This is a genomic window from Candidatus Poseidoniia archaeon (assembly GCA_030748895.1).
GTDB lineage: Archaea > Thermoplasmatota > Poseidoniia > MGIII > CG-Epi1 > UBA8886.
In genome coordinates this window covers 106,459-121,615 of the sequence record JASMLC010000003.1, presented here as the reverse complement: position 1 = coordinate 121,615, position 15,157 = coordinate 106,459, and the positions used below count along the sequence as shown (strand labels likewise).

General features: G+C 60.8%; 14 protein-coding genes. 8 read left to right on the top strand and 6 right to left on the bottom strand.

Features of this window, described 5'->3' with window-relative positions:
• Window positions 1-14: 14 nt before the first annotated feature.
• From QGG57_02155 to QGG57_02135, 5 genes are read left to right on the top strand one after another with little or no spacing between them, the layout of a single operon-like run.
• Complete coding sequence (locus QGG57_02155; GenBank protein MDP7006981.1) at window positions 15-2,243, top strand: type II/IV secretion system ATPase subunit; 2,229 nt, start codon at window positions 15-17, stop codon at window positions 2,241-2,243.
• Window positions 2,225-3,166, top strand: coding sequence for a type II secretion system F family protein (locus QGG57_02150; GenBank protein ID MDP7006980.1), 942 nt, complete (start codon window positions 2,225-2,227; stop codon window positions 3,164-3,166). Before QGG57_02155 ends, QGG57_02150 begins: the two co-directional genes overlap by 19 nt.
• A complete protein-coding gene (locus QGG57_02145; protein ID MDP7006979.1) occupies window positions 3,166-4,353 on the top strand; it encodes a type II secretion system F family protein in 1,188 nt (395 codons plus the stop codon). The genes QGG57_02150 and QGG57_02145 overlap by 1 nt, the downstream gene beginning before the upstream one ends.
• 1 nt (window position 4,354) lies before the next feature.
• The gene (locus QGG57_02140) at window positions 4,355-4,795 is read left to right on the top strand and encodes a hypothetical protein (GenBank protein ID MDP7006978.1); all 441 of its coding nucleotides are present in this window, start codon (window positions 4,355-4,357) and stop codon (window positions 4,793-4,795) included.
• Complete coding sequence (locus QGG57_02135) at window positions 4,792-5,172, top strand: hypothetical protein (protein ID MDP7006977.1); 381 nt, start codon at window positions 4,792-4,794, stop codon at window positions 5,170-5,172. The genes QGG57_02140 and QGG57_02135 overlap by 4 nt, the downstream gene beginning before the upstream one ends.
• Here the strand turns inward: QGG57_02135 and QGG57_02130 are convergent.
• Together QGG57_02130 and pyrG are read right to left on the bottom strand one after the other, a co-directional pair.
• Window positions 5,169-5,462 (bottom strand): hypothetical protein, encoded by a 294-nt coding sequence (locus QGG57_02130; protein MDP7006976.1) that lies wholly within the window; start codon window positions 5,460-5,462, stop codon window positions 5,169-5,171. The genes QGG57_02135 and QGG57_02130 overlap by 4 nt on opposite strands.
• 30 nt (window positions 5,463-5,492) lie before the next feature.
• Window positions 5,493-7,088, bottom strand: a complete 1,596-nt coding sequence (gene pyrG / locus QGG57_02125) for a CTP synthase (glutamine hydrolyzing) (GenBank protein ID MDP7006975.1) — start codon at window positions 7,086-7,088, stop codon at window positions 5,493-5,495.
• 77 nt (window positions 7,089-7,165) lie between these two features.
• Here pyrG and QGG57_02120 point away from each other — a divergent pair, with 77 nt between their 5' ends.
• The 3 genes from QGG57_02120 to QGG57_02110 are packed head-to-tail and all read left to right on the top strand — an operon-like array spanning window position 7,166 to window position 9,159.
• Window positions 7,166-8,059 carry an MBL fold metallo-hydrolase gene (locus tag QGG57_02120; protein ID MDP7006974.1) on the top strand — a complete coding sequence of 298 codons (894 nt, stop codon included), beginning with the start codon at window positions 7,166-7,168 and terminating at the stop codon, window positions 8,057-8,059.
• Window positions 8,046-8,609, top strand: a complete 564-nt coding sequence (locus tag QGG57_02115; GenBank protein ID MDP7006973.1) for a 2OG-Fe(II) oxygenase family protein — start codon at window positions 8,046-8,048, stop codon at window positions 8,607-8,609. Before QGG57_02120 ends, QGG57_02115 begins: the two co-directional genes overlap by 14 nt.
• Complete coding sequence (locus tag QGG57_02110; protein ID MDP7006972.1) at window positions 8,602-9,159, top strand: hypothetical protein; 558 nt, start codon at window positions 8,602-8,604, stop codon at window positions 9,157-9,159. Before QGG57_02115 ends, QGG57_02110 begins: the two co-directional genes overlap by 8 nt.
• A gap of 111 nt (window positions 9,160-9,270) precedes the next feature.
• On the opposite strand, the gene QGG57_02105 is transcribed toward QGG57_02110, so the two are convergent.
• From QGG57_02105 to QGG57_02090, 4 genes are all read right to left on the bottom strand, one after another.
• A complete protein-coding gene (locus tag QGG57_02105; GenBank protein MDP7006971.1) occupies window positions 9,271-9,771 on the bottom strand; it encodes a type IV pilin in 501 nt (166 codons plus the stop codon).
• An 86-nt stretch (window positions 9,772-9,857) separates the two neighbouring features.
• Window positions 9,858-10,355: a hypothetical protein gene (locus tag QGG57_02100; GenBank protein ID MDP7006970.1), complete on the bottom strand. Its 498-nt coding sequence runs from the start codon at window positions 10,353-10,355 to the stop codon at window positions 9,858-9,860.
• Between the two features lie 31 nt (window positions 10,356-10,386).
• Entirely contained in the window at window positions 10,387-11,046 is a 660-nt protein-coding gene (locus tag QGG57_02095; protein ID MDP7006969.1) for a helix-turn-helix domain-containing protein, read from the bottom strand.
• A 59-nt stretch (window positions 11,047-11,105) separates the two neighbouring features.
• Window positions 11,106-15,119 (bottom strand): CARDB domain-containing protein, encoded by a 4,014-nt coding sequence (locus QGG57_02090; protein ID MDP7006968.1) that lies wholly within the window; start codon window positions 15,117-15,119, stop codon window positions 11,106-11,108.
• Window positions 15,120-15,157: the final 38 nt, after the last annotated feature.

Below are 15,157 nucleotides of genomic sequence, written 5' to 3'. Positions count from 1 at the left end.
CAGACCCTCTTGGTATGCTATCGCCGTCCGAGGAAACGGTCGACGAGAGCCAGCTTTCATGGCGTGAAAAACGGCGCTTGCGCAAGGAACGCAAGCAGCAGGAGCAGGCCCGCAAGGCGGCCGAGAAGGCAGGCGTCATCCACGACCTCGTCATGGACGACATCGAGCTGGGCGAGGATTTCGAGGAACTCGACACCTACCCCGTAAGGCCACCCTTCTCCTATGTCAGAATCCTGTTCGACAAGCGTGACTATTCACGATTCTACTACGTTGTCGAACCCAAGGCGAGCGAGCAGGAGAAGCAGGATCTGGACACTATCCAGTCAGTGCTCCAGCGAGCGCTCAACATCAGCCGCGAGACCCTCGAGGAGGGGCAGGACGAGTTCCTGCATCAGGCGGTTGACGACATCCTCGACGCGTACCGGCTTCCGAGCCGCAAGAGCAACCGCGAGAAAATCCACTACTACATCGAGCGTGACCTGGTGGGCTACGGCATGATTGATACCATGATGCACGACCCGAACATCGAGGATGTTTCCTGCGACGGCCCCGGCGTCGAGGTGTTCGTCTACCACCGGCGCTTCGAGTCGCTGCGGACCAATGTCCTCTGGTCTGACGAATTCGAGCTGGAGCGATACATCATCCGCATGGCACAACGCTGCGGTAAGCACATCTCGATTGCTGAACCGCTGCTCGACGCAACGTTGATGGACGGCTCGCGTATCGTCATGACGCTGGGCCGTGAGGTCTCCACGAAAGGTTCGACCTTTACCATCCGGCGTTTCCGTGACGAACCGTTCACGCCGGTGGACCTGCTAGAGTTCAAGACCTTCTCCTCGATGCAGATTGCCTTCTTCTGGCTCGCGATGCAATACGGCATGTCGATGCTGTTTGTCGGTGGTACTGCTTCCGGCAAGACCACTTCGCTCAACGCATGCTCGCTCTTCCTGCCGTGGCAGCACAAGATTGTGAGTATTGAGGAAACGCGTGAGCTGAACCTGCCGCATCCCAACTGGATTCCCGGCTGTACCCGCGAGGGTTTCGGTGGTGAATCCGCCATGGCGGGCGTCAAGGCGGCGGGAGTGGTCGACATGTACGACCTGCTGCGAGCAGCGCTGCGTGAGCGGCCGGAATACATCATTGTGGGAGAAATTCGTGGCGCAGAGGCTTATGTGCTGTTCCAGGCCATGGCGACGGGGCACACTACCTATTCCACCTTCCACGCCGATTCAATCCAGAGTCTGGTGCACCGGCTTGAGAACAAGCCGATTGAGATTCCGCGCGTGCTGATTCCATCGCTTGACGCGATTTCAATCCAGATTCAGACCCGCGTTGGTGGGAAGCGCGTGCGGCGCAACAAGAACATCGTCGAGATTATCGGTATTGATCCCCATTCGCACGAGTTGCTGACCAACGAGGCTTTCCGCTGGGACAACGCCACCGACGAGTTCGTCTTCACCGGCAAGTCCTACGTGCTTGAGAAAATCATGATGAAAGCTAACCTGAACCGCGTTGAAATCATGGATGAAATCAAGCGGCGGCAGCTGGTCATTGAGTGGTGCCTCAAGAAGAGTATCCGGGACTATCGCGACTTTGCCCGTGTAGTGGCCGAGTATTACGTACACCCCGAGGACGTGATGCGCCAGGTTTACGCTGACCTGCAGGTGGGCGGCCGCAAACGTCGCCGCAAGATGAAGGACCGTGACCTTGACTTGAGTGGTGCTGGCGCGGCCGAGGAGGGTGTCGATATCACCGAGTTCCCGGCCAAGGTGCAGCAGAAGTTCCAGAAGCGATTAGCCAAGGAAGAAGCGGCTCGTGCGAAGGCCGATGCCCGGGCGGCCGCAACTGACGATGAAGGCAAGCGCGCCAAGCTTGAGGCAAAGGAGGCGACCCGACGCGCCAAGTCGGACGCCTATCTCGAGCGTGATATGCTGAAGGCACAGGCCCGCTACGCCCCGCTGCGACAGCTGACGCCTGCCGCGGCGCAGCTCGGGCTTGGAGATGTTTCCAGCCTGTCCGTGCGCGAAGCGGGCCGGCTACTGAAGTCGTGTAACCGTGAGCTATCTGCCCGTGTCGGGGCCGAGGCGCGGCAGGTCAAGCTCGCCTCCAGCCCGGACAAGCAGGCGAGCGCAGCAGCCAAGGAAGAGGCCCGGCAGGCCAAGGCTACGACCAAGCTGCAGGCTGAACTGGCGAAGCGTGTTGAGCGCTCGGCCAATCCGCGCTGGTGGCACCGGTGGTTCTAAGCGGTCTGCAGTCGCTCAGCCTGCTCCTTTTCGGCTGGCTGGGTCGCTTGCTGACCAAGGATTCCTACAAGCTCAAGCAACAGCTCGTGAAGGCACGCATTCCGCTGCTGCCCGAAGGCTATGTTGCCCACGCCGCGATGCAGGTTCTAGTTACATTTATCGCCGGACTGGTACTGGTGTTTGCGTTCATTGCCGTCGGCGTGCCATTCCTGGCGCAGATGACCGGCCCGAACGGTGAGCCGATTATCGTCTCGGAATTTATACAGGCCGTTCTGGCGCTGGTGCTGGTTATCGTGCTGCCGCTGCTGATAGCGATGGTGAACTGGCTCGAGCCCGGGCTGAGAGTCGGCTCGCGCGCTACGGATATGGACCGCAAGCTGCCCTTCGCCGCCAGCTACACGGCAGCGATGGCGGCGGCTAACGCAACGCCGGCGATGATTTTCAAGTCGCTCGCCCGTAACGAGGATATCTATGGCGAGATTTCGCGCGACGCCGCCTGGATTTACCACTCCATCGAATTCATGGGCCGTGACCTGGTGACGACACTCAAGGAGGGCGTCGAACGGTCGCCCTCGGAACGGTTTGCCGAGTTCCTGCAGGGAATTGTTGGCACGCTTACCTCGGGCGGTAACCTGAAGCTCTACTTCCTGAACCGGGCAGAATACTACGCTCAGGCCAACCGGGTGCATGTGAAGAGCGTCATCCAGCAGATGGCACTCTTTGCGGAAGCGTATGTGGTGATGGCGGTGGCACTGCCAATTTTCGCGATGATTATGGCCGTGATTACTTTCTGGGTTTCCGGGTCCGGGATGAAACTGGAGGAAGAGCACCTCTACATAATGGTCTTCCTGATGTTCCCGATAATCCAGATTTTCTTCGCCTATATTTTCCTCTCACTGAGCAATGAGGTCGCAATCGATTAATGGCTGGTAATCTCGAGAAACGGGTCTACCGCGATGAGCGGACCGGCAAGAAGCGGCGCTGGATGACCTACCGCCTGGCGCAAAAGTGGCTCGAGGTGAAGGGGGGCAAGACTGACATTACGGCCTATGTCGTTGTCTTCCTCTCGCTGATGATGGGTGGCGCGCTCATCGCGCTGGGGCAGTTGAACCACCAGGCCGACCTGACAACGCACGTCACCGATTTCGACGGTGACTCGCAGTTCGACAATCCGGAGGCCATGAACGATGGCCCCTTCACGATTACGCCCAATATGTATGGCCTCCCTTCGATTGCCAAGAACGAGAGCCGTGACGCTGACCCTCTGATTAGCGGTATCGATGAGGATGTAGAAGCCATAACCTGGTATCGACACTATCCTGAAATTTCGACCCTTGACTACTACGTTTTCGCACTGATTGCGCTAATGCTGCCTTATGGCATATGGGGCTGGCGTGAAGACAAGCTTCGGGCGCGGGTCGAGGAGAAATTCCCCGACTTCCTGCGCGATCTGGCTGAGTACTGGAAGGGTGGTCTCAGCATGACCGTTGCTATCCAGACGCTGGCGCGGGGAGAGTATGGAAACCTCAACGACGAAGTGCACAAGATGTCGACTCAGATTTCATGGGGAATTTCTTTCGGTGAGGTGCTGGGGATGTTCACCGAGCGAGTCCGATCACCAATCGTGACTCGGGCGGTCCGCATGGTTGATGAGGCCAACCGTGCGGGAGGCCGCATTTCGGACATCCTGCTCGCCGCCTCGTATGATGCCAAGGAAATCAAGGCGCTCGAGACTGAGCGAGCGCAGGAAGTTACCAGCTATATCATGGTGGTTTACACTTCGTTTCTGGTCTACCTGATTATTATCCTTGTCCTGGCCAACACTTTCGTCCCGGCGATTGCCGATTCCGCCTCTGCCACCGGCGCAGAAGGTTCGATGTCTATCGGTAACCTACAGGTGCGCAACCTGAACGAAGTCTGGATTTCGACAATCTTCCTCTACAGCATAATTGTCCAGAGCATTGGCAACGGCATGGCGGCCGGTTTCATGTCCACTGGCAGGCTCTACTCGGCGTTCAACCGTTCCTCGATGTTGCTCTTCATCGGCTGGCTGATCTTCGAAATGATGGGAATCGCTACTTCGGTCATCAGTCCAGGTACTGTCGCCTGAAATGAAGTTGCCCGGCCGCGCGGCGCAGATGCACGTGCTGGAGGTCCTGCTGGTCGCGACGCTCTTCACCTCGGCGGTCAACGTCGCGGTTATCAGCTTGCCAGCCAGCGATGCGACCCGGGTTGGCGACGACAACTTGCACCATCAGGGGATGCAGCTGTTGCAGGTGCTTGATGAGTGGCAGACTGGCGCAGGCGAATCGACGCTCGCGACCTGGCTCAGCGAGGATAACAGCAGCGCGTTGCAGTTGTACCTGGACGGTGGGCTGCCGGCGGCGGCGAGCTATCGCCTGACGGGGACGCATGGTGGGAGCAGTGAGGCGCTGGTCGAGCGCGGCACGCCAGAAGGGACAGTGAGCATCGCCTTCCGGCTGGTCTGGGCCGGTTCCGAACTGTGGGAGCTTGAACTGAGCCTCTGGTATGGCCCGCGGGGGACAGCATGAACAACCGCGGCCAGATGCTGATGATAGCTGGCCTGCTGATGACGCTGACGTTGCTCACTATCTCGATTTCGGTTTCCCACTCGGCCAATCTGGGCCGGTACCAGGGCGAGCGGCACGACCCGGCACCGCTACTGACAATGCTCGACGCACACCTGCCGCCGGCGCTGGACGCCGAGCTGGATGGCGGCGCGACTGCCGAGGCGGCATTCGCTACAGCATCAGGGGAGTTCGAGAACAGTTTTGCGGCACACGGCTATGCGCTGGTGCTGAAGCTGGATTCAAGCAGCACCGACGGTAGCTCGACCACCTTCAGCTACACAGTCCTGCTAAGCGATGGCCTGCTGGACCTCAAACTGACCCGGACAGTAACGGTCTAGTCGCTGGAGAAAAAGCCGCGGATAACGCCGCCCAGCGAGAGCAGCGCCGCTAGGAATATGCCACCCGTAATCAGCAGGTAGCCCAGCATGAGTTGCCCCTGCTGTGCATCCATGTCGGCAGCTACCAGTCCTTCGCCCATCGCCTGCAGGCTGGTGAATCCGAAATAGAAGCCAACCACTACCAGCAAGCCAGAAACAGCGGCAAGGATAACGCCTACATTAGGCCCGTCGCTCTCAGCCGTAGGCGCCGGGGCGGTAAATTCAGGGTATTCTCTATCCTCTTCGGACATGCCCCCGAGGGGCTCTGGCTAGTTATAAACTTATGCTGTATACTCGAGCGCTGCGCGCACCAGTCCCAGATGCAGCGGCGAAGGCGCGTCGGGACGCGACTTGAACTCAGGGTGGAACTGCGATGCCAGGAAGTAGGGATGCCCCTGCAATTCCAGCACTTCCATGCGGCGGCCCGAGGTGTCGCGACCTGTGAATCGCATTCCTGCCGCCTCGATGCGCTCGATGTAGTCTGGATTGATTTCGAAGCGATGGCGATGCCGCTCCTGGATTGAGTCGCTGCCGTAAAGCTCGCTCGCGACGCCTTTGTCGAGCGCCACATCGTGGTCTCCCAGCCGCATCGTGGCGCCCATCTCGGTCACCTCGTGTTGCTCGGGAAGCAGGTCCACGACATGGTGGGCCGAATCCGGGTCAAGCTCGCTGGAATTTGCCTTTTCAAGGTCGAGGACGTGGCGGCAGAATTCGATGACTGCCAGCTGGAAACCGAAGCAGACACCGAGGTAGGGCACGCCGTTCTCACGCGCCCATTGCGCCGCCATGATTTTGCCTTCGGCACCGCGGTTGCCGAAGCCACCCGGCACGACGACGCCGTTGACGCCCTCCAGTGCCGCGGCGTTCCCGGCTTCTTCGAGGTCGGGCGCCTCGAGCCAGCGGATGCGGACGCGGCAATCCTCCAGCGCACCGGCGTAGCGCAGCGTTTCCTCATGCGAAATGTAGGAGTCCTTCAGGTCGGTATACTTGCCAATCAGTGCGATTTCCACTTCGCGCGTGCCGTTGCTGACGCGTTCGGCGAAGTCCTGCCACTGCGTCATGTCGGGCTCGCGGCGCTTCAGCCCCAGCCGTTCCTCAATGAGCTGCGGAACCTGCTGGTCGACGAAGTGCATCGGGACATGGTAGATTGACTCAGCGTCGGGTGCCGAAACCACGTTCTCGGGAGGAATGTCGGCGAAAAAGGCAATCTTGGCCGCGATATCCGGCTCGAGCGGGTCGGTCGAGCGGCCGACAATAACGTCAGGCCGGATGCCGAGCCCCTGCAGTTCCTTGACCGAGTGCTGTGTCGGCTTGGTCTTTTGCTCGCCAACAGCGCCAATCACCGGTACCAGTGTAGTGTGGATGAACATCACGTTCTCGTGCCCCTCTTCGCGGTGGAGCTGCCGCACCGCCTCCATGAACGGCATCGATTCGATGTCGCCCACCGTTCCCCCAAGCTCAACGAGGCAGATATCGGCCGAGGCGCTCTCGGCAGCGCCGCGCATCGAATCGACGATTTCGTGTACGACGTGCGGGATAATCTGGACGGTCTGCCCCAGATAGTCGCCGCGACGCTCCTTTTCGATTACGGAGCGGAACACCTTTCCGGTCGTGATATTGTGCGCTGCGGTGAGGTTGCAGTTGAGGAATCGCTCATAGTTGCCGAGGTCGAGGTCGACCTCGGAACCATCGGTCATGACGAATACTTCGCCATGTTCGTAAGGATTCATGGTCCCCGCGTCGCAGTTCAGGTAGGGGTCCATCTTGACCGCGGTAACACGGTACCCGGCACGCTGTAGCAGCACGCCAATCGAGGAAGAGGTTACGCCCTTTCCCAGTCCGGAAAGGACACCGCCAGTCACAATGATATACTTCATGACTCAACGGGCCACGCGATTGGCGCCCCCGGTTTAAGGCCGACGGCGTAGTTTTACCCCTCCACCGCTGCGGGCGCGTGGAACTGCACCGCCACTCAGAGCACCTGTTCTGGTTCGACCTTCAGCCGAATGGCGTTCCCGGCTTCATCACTATTTATATATGGCTCGACGAGAAAAATGCTATAATCGAGACCGGCCCCGCCTGCGCACTGGAGCGCCTCATGGAGGGCATTGCAGCTACTGGCCTCACGCCGGAAGATGTTGACTGGGTGCTGCCGACGCATATCCACCTCGACCACTTCGGCGCCGGTGGCCACCTGCTGCGCGAGCTGCCGAACGCGCGTGCGCTAGTTCACCCGAAGGCGCAGAAGCACGTAATCGACCCGCAGCGGCTCTGGGAGGGCAGCCGCGTTTTCCTGGGGGAGATTGCAGAACTGTACGGTGAGCCGCTCCCTGTCCCGCGGGACAGTGTCGCCGCCGTCGAGGACGGCGACGTCGTTGACCTCGGCGCGACGCAGCTCAGGGCATTGCACACGCCGGGCCACGCACCGCACCATGTCGCGTGGGTCGCCGACCGCGAGGTTTTCGTCGGCGATGCGCTGGGGCTCTGGTATCCCGAACTGGACTGCGCGTTCCCGGTCACGCCGCCGCGCTACGACCATGCGCTGGCGCTCAAGTCGCTCGACGCACTGGCGGCGCTCGACGCGGAATGGCTGCACTACACCCACTTCGGCCCGCGCCCTGCCGCTGGCGGCGCGGCTATCGCGCAAGTACGCGACGAATTCGAGACATGGATGGCGCTCGTCGCCGACGGCGTATCCGCTGGCGAGGATGCCGTTGCGACGACAGCGCGGCTACTGGCGGCGCGGCCCCGGCTGGCGCAAACCGAGCTGGCAATGGGGCCGCACCAGACCGGCACCCATCTGGGGTCGGTGCGCGGCATGCGCGGGTGGTTCGATGCGCAGTCATGAAATTGAGGTAATTCCGGCGCCGTTCCCGCACGCGGTCGTCCACGACTTCCTCGACCTCGACGCCGTTGCGGGGGAGCTGGAGTGGCTCACTGAGCAAGTTTTTGAACCGGGCGAGGCCGATTTGTTCAGCTACTCCTCGACGCGCGAACTGGGCGCAGCCCCGCAACTGGAGGGGCTGCGCAGCACACTGGGCGACCCCGCCTGGCGCGCCCGGGTCGCGACGGCGTTCTCCACGCCCCCGCTGCGTAGCCTCGACCTCGCCGCCTACGTCTACGCGCAGGGCGACTTCCTGCTGCCGCACGACGACCGCGTCGAGGGGCGGCAGGTCGCCTGGTCGCTGCACCTGACGCGCGGGCTGCGCGAGCAGGACGGCGGCGCGCTCGAGCTGTTTGACGCGGCCGGCGACATCGCCGGCCGCGCCGTGAAGCGTATTGTCCCCGAGTTCAATTCGCTGGTGCTGTTCCGCGTCTCACCGCGTTCGTGGCACCAAGTTGCAGAGGTCGTTGGCGAGGTGCAGCGGTTGACGGTGACGGGGTGGTACCATGGCTGAAGCCCCCATCGCCTCCGCGTGGTGCGACTCCGAGGCGCTCGCTGCGGTCAGCGAGCAGCTGGCGCGCGAGCGCGTCGTGCAGCTCTCCGGCTTCCTCACCGAACTCCCGGAGCTGCCGCCCGCCGGAAAACTCACGCGCGAGGAGTGGCCCGGTTTCGCGGTCCGCGCGACCGGGCCGCCGCAGCTGGCCGATTTCTGGCGCTCGCCGCCGCTGGCGGAATGGCTGGCGCAGGCGACCGGCGCGCGCTGGGCGTTGGGCGACTGCCGCCACGAGTGCTACGGTCCGGGCGACTACTCGCTGCTGCACGACGCGGAGGGGGAGGGCGAGCGGCTACTGCTCGCCCTCGATCTGACGCGCCAGCCGCAAGCGGTCCACGGTGGCTTCCACATCTTCAGCTTCGCTGACGGGGCGCAGGCAATTTGCGAGCGCGAGACCGGTGCGCTGTTGCTGGCGCGGCTCGGCGCGGGCGACCTGCACTGCGTGCGGTACGTCAGCCAGCTCTCGCAGGGAGCGGTACGATTAGAGTGTGCACACTTCGAGCTGAGCTGAAGTTGTAAAAATGGGGTCTGCCGGGCGGCGCTACTAGCACAGCTAGCGCCGCTTGCGGCAGGGGTGGGGCGGCTGTGGGCCGCCCCTGTTTGGCTGTTCAGCCCGTCAGGTCTATGACAGCGGGGTGTCGTAGCCGATGGTGTCGCCGGTGGGCTCGAACTTGAGACGGAACTTGTAGTCGTCTACCGAGTTCGTGTTCTCGAGGTCTGAGCCGGATTCACCGGGGTGGACCTCGAACTTGTCGCCCGGGCTCAGCTTACCATCGAAGTCGTTGTCGACGAAGATGACGCCCTTGCCCTCACCGGCATAATAGCCGTAGACTGCCGATACCAGGCCATCACTGACAGTGTTGCCCTGGATGTCCAGCAGGTACCAGTGGACCGAGTTCACCGAGACTTGCGGGTTCAGCTTGATCATTTCTACGATCCAGACGTTCCCTGAGGTCTTGGTTGCCATGGTGCTGCCGGTCGGCGCGTTCTTAGTGGTGCCACCCAGGAAGCTGGAGGCCCACACATACAGCACAGCGGCTAGCACGACCGTAATTGCGACCATCAGGATGACCGCAATCACAGGTGAAACCGCCTGCTCATCGTTCACAATTCTGCGTTTCATGGTTATGTCCTCTGCCCGTAGGCAGGTATCAGGGACGTTTGTCGCCCGATATATACGTTGCGCCCGCGTCTCCGACGATAGCCGCTTCAGCCGCGCCGCAGCACGAATGCCGCAGCCAGTGCCAGGATCCCAGTCAGCGCGACGCCGCCCCATGCCAGTTGCAGCGCCCAAACGGGCGTCGCTTCCTCATCCTCGGCGTGGATTGGCGGCGGCCGCACGACCGTTTCGTAGCTGGCCCAGGTCGAGTCATCCTCGCCGGCGAAAGTGACGCTGAATTCCGCCTCGCCCTTGCCCAGTTCGTGTACGTCGGCGGGCGCCTGCCAGAAGAAGCTCCAGCCGTCGTCCGCGCCGAATTGCAGGTCGTGTGCCTCGCCTTCGCCGAACTCATCCGCGGCGGAGAGCGAGCCGTTAGTGGTCGTGATTGTGACCCCCGTCACCGCGTCGGGGTCGCTCACCGTCAGCGTGACCTCGTAGGTCGCGCCGAGGGCGTAGTCGAGCGGCAGTCCGTCGACGCGGTAGGTTGCCTCGCCGTGGGCCGCCGTGGCGACGAGTAACAGCACCAGCGTGCCGTAGAGAATTCGCATCATCCGTCGATTTAGTTCCCCTATTTAATGTTCAGCGGGCGAGCCCGCGCTGCTCTAGCCCCGTCAGCAGCAGCCGTACCTCGGCTTCGCGCAGCCCCAGCGCGGCGGCAGCGCCCTCGATGGTGTAGCTCGGGTTCTGGAGCATGTGGTGCAGCATCCGCCGCTCGTCGTAGCTGCAGTCCGCCTTGCGGCTGCAGCGCCCCACTTCGCGGTTCAACTCGCTGATTAGCGCCAGCAGCTGCTGCCGCTCCTGCTCGTGGGCATGCAGCGAGTGGCGCAAATCCTCGCCGACGCGCGCCAGCAGGTCCATGCGGGCGCTCGGCTCCATATTGCGCGCCTCGGAGATAGCGCTGCGGATGCGCAGCTGCTCGGCGCTCAGTTTGGCATCCTCGGCCATCGGTGCCGCCTGCTCACGGAAAGTCGTCGGCCCAACGTCGATATGCAGCGAGACCGAGCGCGAAGCGCGGTAGACGCGCCGGTTGGGCCCCCTGTCGCTCGGTTCGTCGCGCGAAGCGACCATGCCGTGCTCCTCGAGGATGCGCAGGTGCTTGACCACCGCCTGCTGGCTGACGTCAATTTCGCGCGACAGCTGCAGCGGGTAGAGCCGCTCGCGGGAGAGCAGCTTCAGGATGCGCCGCCGCGTCGGGTTTTCGAGTAGGTAGAACAGGTCATCGATTTCTTCCAGCGACATATCAACCTCCGGTTGTCTACCGTATGTTGTAATGCGCTTTATAAGATTGCGTCAGCGCTTCAGGAAGGGGGTGGCCCGACCTGCCCGCAGCCGGGGCAGTGTAGCGTCTCCCCCTCGTCGGGGGCGAAGACGGTTCCGCATCCGTCGCACGCCAGTTCTGCCCCGGCGGCGGTGAAAGGCGACGCGACACTCGTCAGCACCGGCGCGATGGCCACGGGCGGCGGCCGGGTGAACCACCAGGCCGCCGCTCCACCGCCCAGCACCAGCGCCGCGCCCGCCAGCAGCGTCATCAGCGGCAGCCCCGCTTCATCGTCGCCGTCCGTCAGTGGCTGCACCGCTGGTGTCAGATCGACCGTCGCCTCGACCGCTGGCGAGAGCTGCCCCCTGCGGTCGACCGCTATGACACGGTAAATCCAGAGCTGTTCGCCCGGCGGCTGGTCGACGTACGTCAGGTACCCCTCGCTGTGGGCGAGTGTCGTGAGCAGGTCGCCGGTAGCGTTGGGCGAATCCTTGCGGATGATGCGATACTCGACCACGTCGTCCGAGGCTGAATAGAGGAACCGCAGCTGCGCCGTCGTCCCCCCGACCGCCAGCGTCAGCTCGAAGCTGCGCGGGGCGGAGGGCGGGGTGCGGTCAACCAGCGTCGCGGCGTCGTAGCCGCTCCAGGCGATGGTAATAGACTCCCCCTCGGTCGGCAGGTAGCCGCTCGCGCCGTTCCCGAATTGGATGGTGGCGGTCGCCGTGTCGTAGTAGAATTGGTTGCTGAGAACCATCCCCGGCGCGTTGCTGCGCGCCAGTTCCGTCAGGCCAGCGTGCACGGTGAGTTGCAGGTCGCCCTGCTGGATGATAGCGGGGAGCAGCAGTGGGAACGACTGGCCCGGGTTTCCGTCGCCGCTGTAAGTTGCGCTGAGGGAGTCGCGGTCGGCGACGTTGCCCGCCGCGTCGACCGGCGTGTAGCGGAAGTAGTAGGCGTAGCCGTCGACGACGTCGAAGTCGTGCGACTGCGTTGCGTTCCAGCTGCCGAGCTCCTGCCACGCCCAGATGGCGGTCAGCAGCTGTTCCTCGGCAATCCGCGCGTAGCTCAGGTTGTAGCTGCTGGCGTTGTCCTGCGATGGCAGCAACGTCACCGCCAGCGCGCCGGTCAGCGGCTCCAGCGACGCGAGCCTCCCCGTCGGGGCTGCGGTGTCGATGACCATGCTGATTTGGGGCGTGTCGGGCACGTCGCGGTTGCCCGCGTCATCGCTCGCGATGACGCGGAAGGCGTGGCTACCGTCGGCCGTGACGTAGTAGTCGTAGCGCGTCGCGAGCGAGTCGGCCAGCAGCGTTTCCCACGCGCCGCCGTCAAACGAATGTTGCAGGTCGTAGCCAGCAAGGTCGCTGGTGCTGCTCTCCCAGCTCAGCTCGAGATAGTCGGTGCTGAGCAGCGCGCCGGCCGGGTCGCTAGAAACGGCGACCGTCGGCGGGGTCGTGTCGACCAGCGTCTCGGTGTCATTGCGTCCCGTCTTGTCCTCCAGCAGCCCGTCGTCGTCGAGGCCGGTTGCCCGGAACTGGAAGCTGCGGCCGTCCTCACCCAGCGAGAAGGTTCCGCTCCCGCTGCCGAGCGGATTGTCCTCGTCCTCGGCCGTGAAGACCTGCCACACCTGCCACTCCTCCCAGCCGCCGCTGCCGTTGTCGCGCCGGTATTCGACGGTTACCACCAAGGTGTCGTTGCCGAGCACCTCATCGAGGCGATACCATTCGGCTACTTCCCACCCTACCTGGAACGAGGTCGAGTTGACGAGTGGATCTGTTATAGCCTCCGTAACAGGACGCAGTGTGTCAGGCACGATATAGAGCCTTGCAGTCAGCTCAATCCATTTAGTGAGTTGTTCGGTCGAGTTGCGCGAAATTACAGTAACATTGAAACCGCCACGCGCGTCTTCCTCGATAAGGTCGCGCATGGTGACATTAATGTAACCTATTGCCCCCTCTCCAACAACGCTGTGCATTTCAGTGGTGGTGTAGTTAAGAATTGTGAAGTTGTAGGTGTCGTTTAGTGTGACTACCATCTCATAGGTATCTCCGATGTTTCCCAGATTGGTAATCCAGACTTGAAAGGTGTAGTTAGTGTCGTCCGGAATCTGCTTGTTGCTAATGGGAGCCGAGAGCGAGAAATTATAGGTCGGCAGTACCTCCATTTCCAGTTCCAGTGGTAGCGGAACGAAATCCCAGGCTGCGGATTGGGAGAAAACAGCCACCACTTCCTCATCAAACCACTGGGTGTTTCCAGTTTCCCGGACTACTGACGCCAGGATATTTTCGCCCTCCTGCAGGAGTTCGGGTCCAAACAGGGTTTCATCGTTCCAGTAATTCGCGGTGTGTCCCTGACCCTGCCGCATGTCATTGAACACTATCTGGCTGTTCAGGTAGTAGGTCCCGTAGTTGTTTGCCGCAGTATTCAGGCTCAGGCTGCCCCCTTCGTAAGCCGAGATATTATCGATAGTGAATATATGGCGGAAGTAGGCGTAACTGTTGCCTTGCCAGACCGTGTTGTTGTCTACATTGCCTATGTCGGTATCTCCGAAGGGTGCCGGGTCAAGGGTCCAGTTGTCATCATAGTCGAAGTCCAGTTCGGTCCAGCTGATATCGCATTCATAATCTGGGTCGTCGGGTTCATCATTGTCCGTGCAATAGTAGAGTCGCGTGTTACTGCTATTGGAATGGGCCCACCACCATTCTGTCTCGTTATCCCGGCCACTCAGGACTACGCTCTCCCTGAATTCACTATAGTACTGAGACCTGGCACTCATGAACACGGAGTAATTCCCAGCCAACGTCTCTCTGTCCGGAACTATTTCAAGAGTCGCATTCCCGCCCTCTCCGGGTTGCAGGTGAAGTACGCTGGGCGTAAGGGTCCAATCCCAATTGTAGAAAATACCTGAGGCTGAGAGGGTGAAATTGTCTTCCACGTCGCCTTCGTTAGTGACAGTTAGATTGTACCTGAAAATCTCTGTAACATTTCCTACAACATGGTTTGATTCCACAGTAAGATTGTACGCATAGAACCCAATATGTATTGTGCGATTCAGGGTATTGTTGTTCTCATCGCTTTCCCCAACATCTTGCCCAGCATCAGCAAAAGCCATGAGATTAAAGTCTCCGAGCGCCTCCGGAGTCCAGTAGAACACACTTTCAGCCGTAGCATTAGGTGCCAGTTCAGTTATGGTAGTATTCCCCAGCTCCTCACCCTCGATTTCCAGCGTGACACTGAAGTTCTCAGCGGTTTCGTTTCCCACGTTGGAAGTAATCACCCTCAGCCACAGGTCATCACCGAGGATAATCGGTTTTTCCCTCCAGGACTGGACGTTGACCACGAGTTCGACATCAAGCCACTGATCAGGGTCCCCACCCCAAGTACTATCTCTCCCTAGTATGGCAAGTACGTTGTCACCTTCGACTAGCCAATCTTGATTAGGCCCTGACTGGGAGCCTCCGTCATAGGTCAGTTCATTGTTCCAGTATGCAGCGTCGCCTTGATAACAATTGTTGTTGTTTTGGTAAGAATAGCAGTCTCGAATAAGGTTCCCGTTCAGGTAGGCGACATAGTAGTTATTGTAGGCCAGGTTCAGGGTTGCACTGATTGCATCATACTCATCATTGTAAGTAAAGTGATGGCGAATTATGACGTGGTCATTCAGATCATCCTCTGTTTGCCACATCGTGCCCGGACTGGCGCCGGCCTGATCATTATTGCCGAATGGTGCGGCTCCTGAATCCCAGATTGCGTCGTCAAAATTCTTCGCATACCAGTTCTCGGGGATACACCGCTGCTCACCACAGTTATCATCATCATCGTCGTAAAAATTGTATTTGTATACAGTGCCAGCATCCCGCCCGCTCTGGACGATGGTAACGGGATCTCCCGTCTCAAAGTCGTTCGTGTAGTCCAGGGAAGTAATTGTCAGGTCCACCCCCTCGCCCGTTACGGTCGTGGCCGCCAGTGAAAACAGGATTACAGACGCAAGTACGGCGAGTGCATTTCTGAGATGTTGGCGCATGATAATCCTCTTCCCGGGGAGCGCGGTAGGGCGCATGGGGATATAAGCAAGTTCTATCCCGCCGGTTTTGCCGG

Excerpts from the sequence above, each read along its gene's own strand:
- QGG57_02155 (MDP7006981.1), top strand. The coding sequence starts at position 15 with ATGCTATCGCCGTCCGAGGAAACGGTCGACGAGAGCCAGCTTTCATGG.
- QGG57_02145 (MDP7006979.1), top strand. The coding sequence starts at position 3,166 with ATGGCTGGTAATCTCGAGAAACGGGTCTACCGCGATGAGCGGACCGGC.
- QGG57_02140 (MDP7006978.1), top strand. The coding sequence starts at position 4,355 with ATGAAGTTGCCCGGCCGCGCGGCGCAGATGCACGTGCTGGAGGTCCTG.
- QGG57_02135 (MDP7006977.1), top strand. The coding sequence starts at position 4,792 with ATGAACAACCGCGGCCAGATGCTGATGATAGCTGGCCTGCTGATGACG.
- QGG57_02130 (MDP7006976.1), bottom strand. The coding sequence starts at position 5,462 with ATGTCCGAAGAGGATAGAGAATACCCTGAATTTACCGCCCCGGCGCCT.
- pyrG (MDP7006975.1), bottom strand. The coding sequence starts at position 7,088 with ATGAAGTATATCATTGTGACTGGCGGTGTCCTTTCCGGACTGGGAAAG.
- QGG57_02115 (MDP7006973.1), top strand. The coding sequence starts at position 8,046 with ATGCGCAGTCATGAAATTGAGGTAATTCCGGCGCCGTTCCCGCACGCG.
- QGG57_02110 (MDP7006972.1), top strand. The coding sequence starts at position 8,602 with ATGGCTGAAGCCCCCATCGCCTCCGCGTGGTGCGACTCCGAGGCGCTC.
- QGG57_02105 (MDP7006971.1), bottom strand. The coding sequence starts at position 9,771 with ATGAAACGCAGAATTGTGAACGATGAGCAGGCGGTTTCACCTGTGATT.
- QGG57_02100 (MDP7006970.1), bottom strand. The coding sequence starts at position 10,355 with ATGCGAATTCTCTACGGCACGCTGGTGCTGTTACTCGTCGCCACGGCG.
- QGG57_02095 (MDP7006969.1), bottom strand. The coding sequence starts at position 11,046 with ATGTCGCTGGAAGAAATCGATGACCTGTTCTACCTACTCGAAAACCCG.
- QGG57_02090 (MDP7006968.1), bottom strand. The coding sequence starts at position 15,119 with ATGCGCCCTACCGCGCTCCCCGGGAAGAGGATTATCATGCGCCAACAT.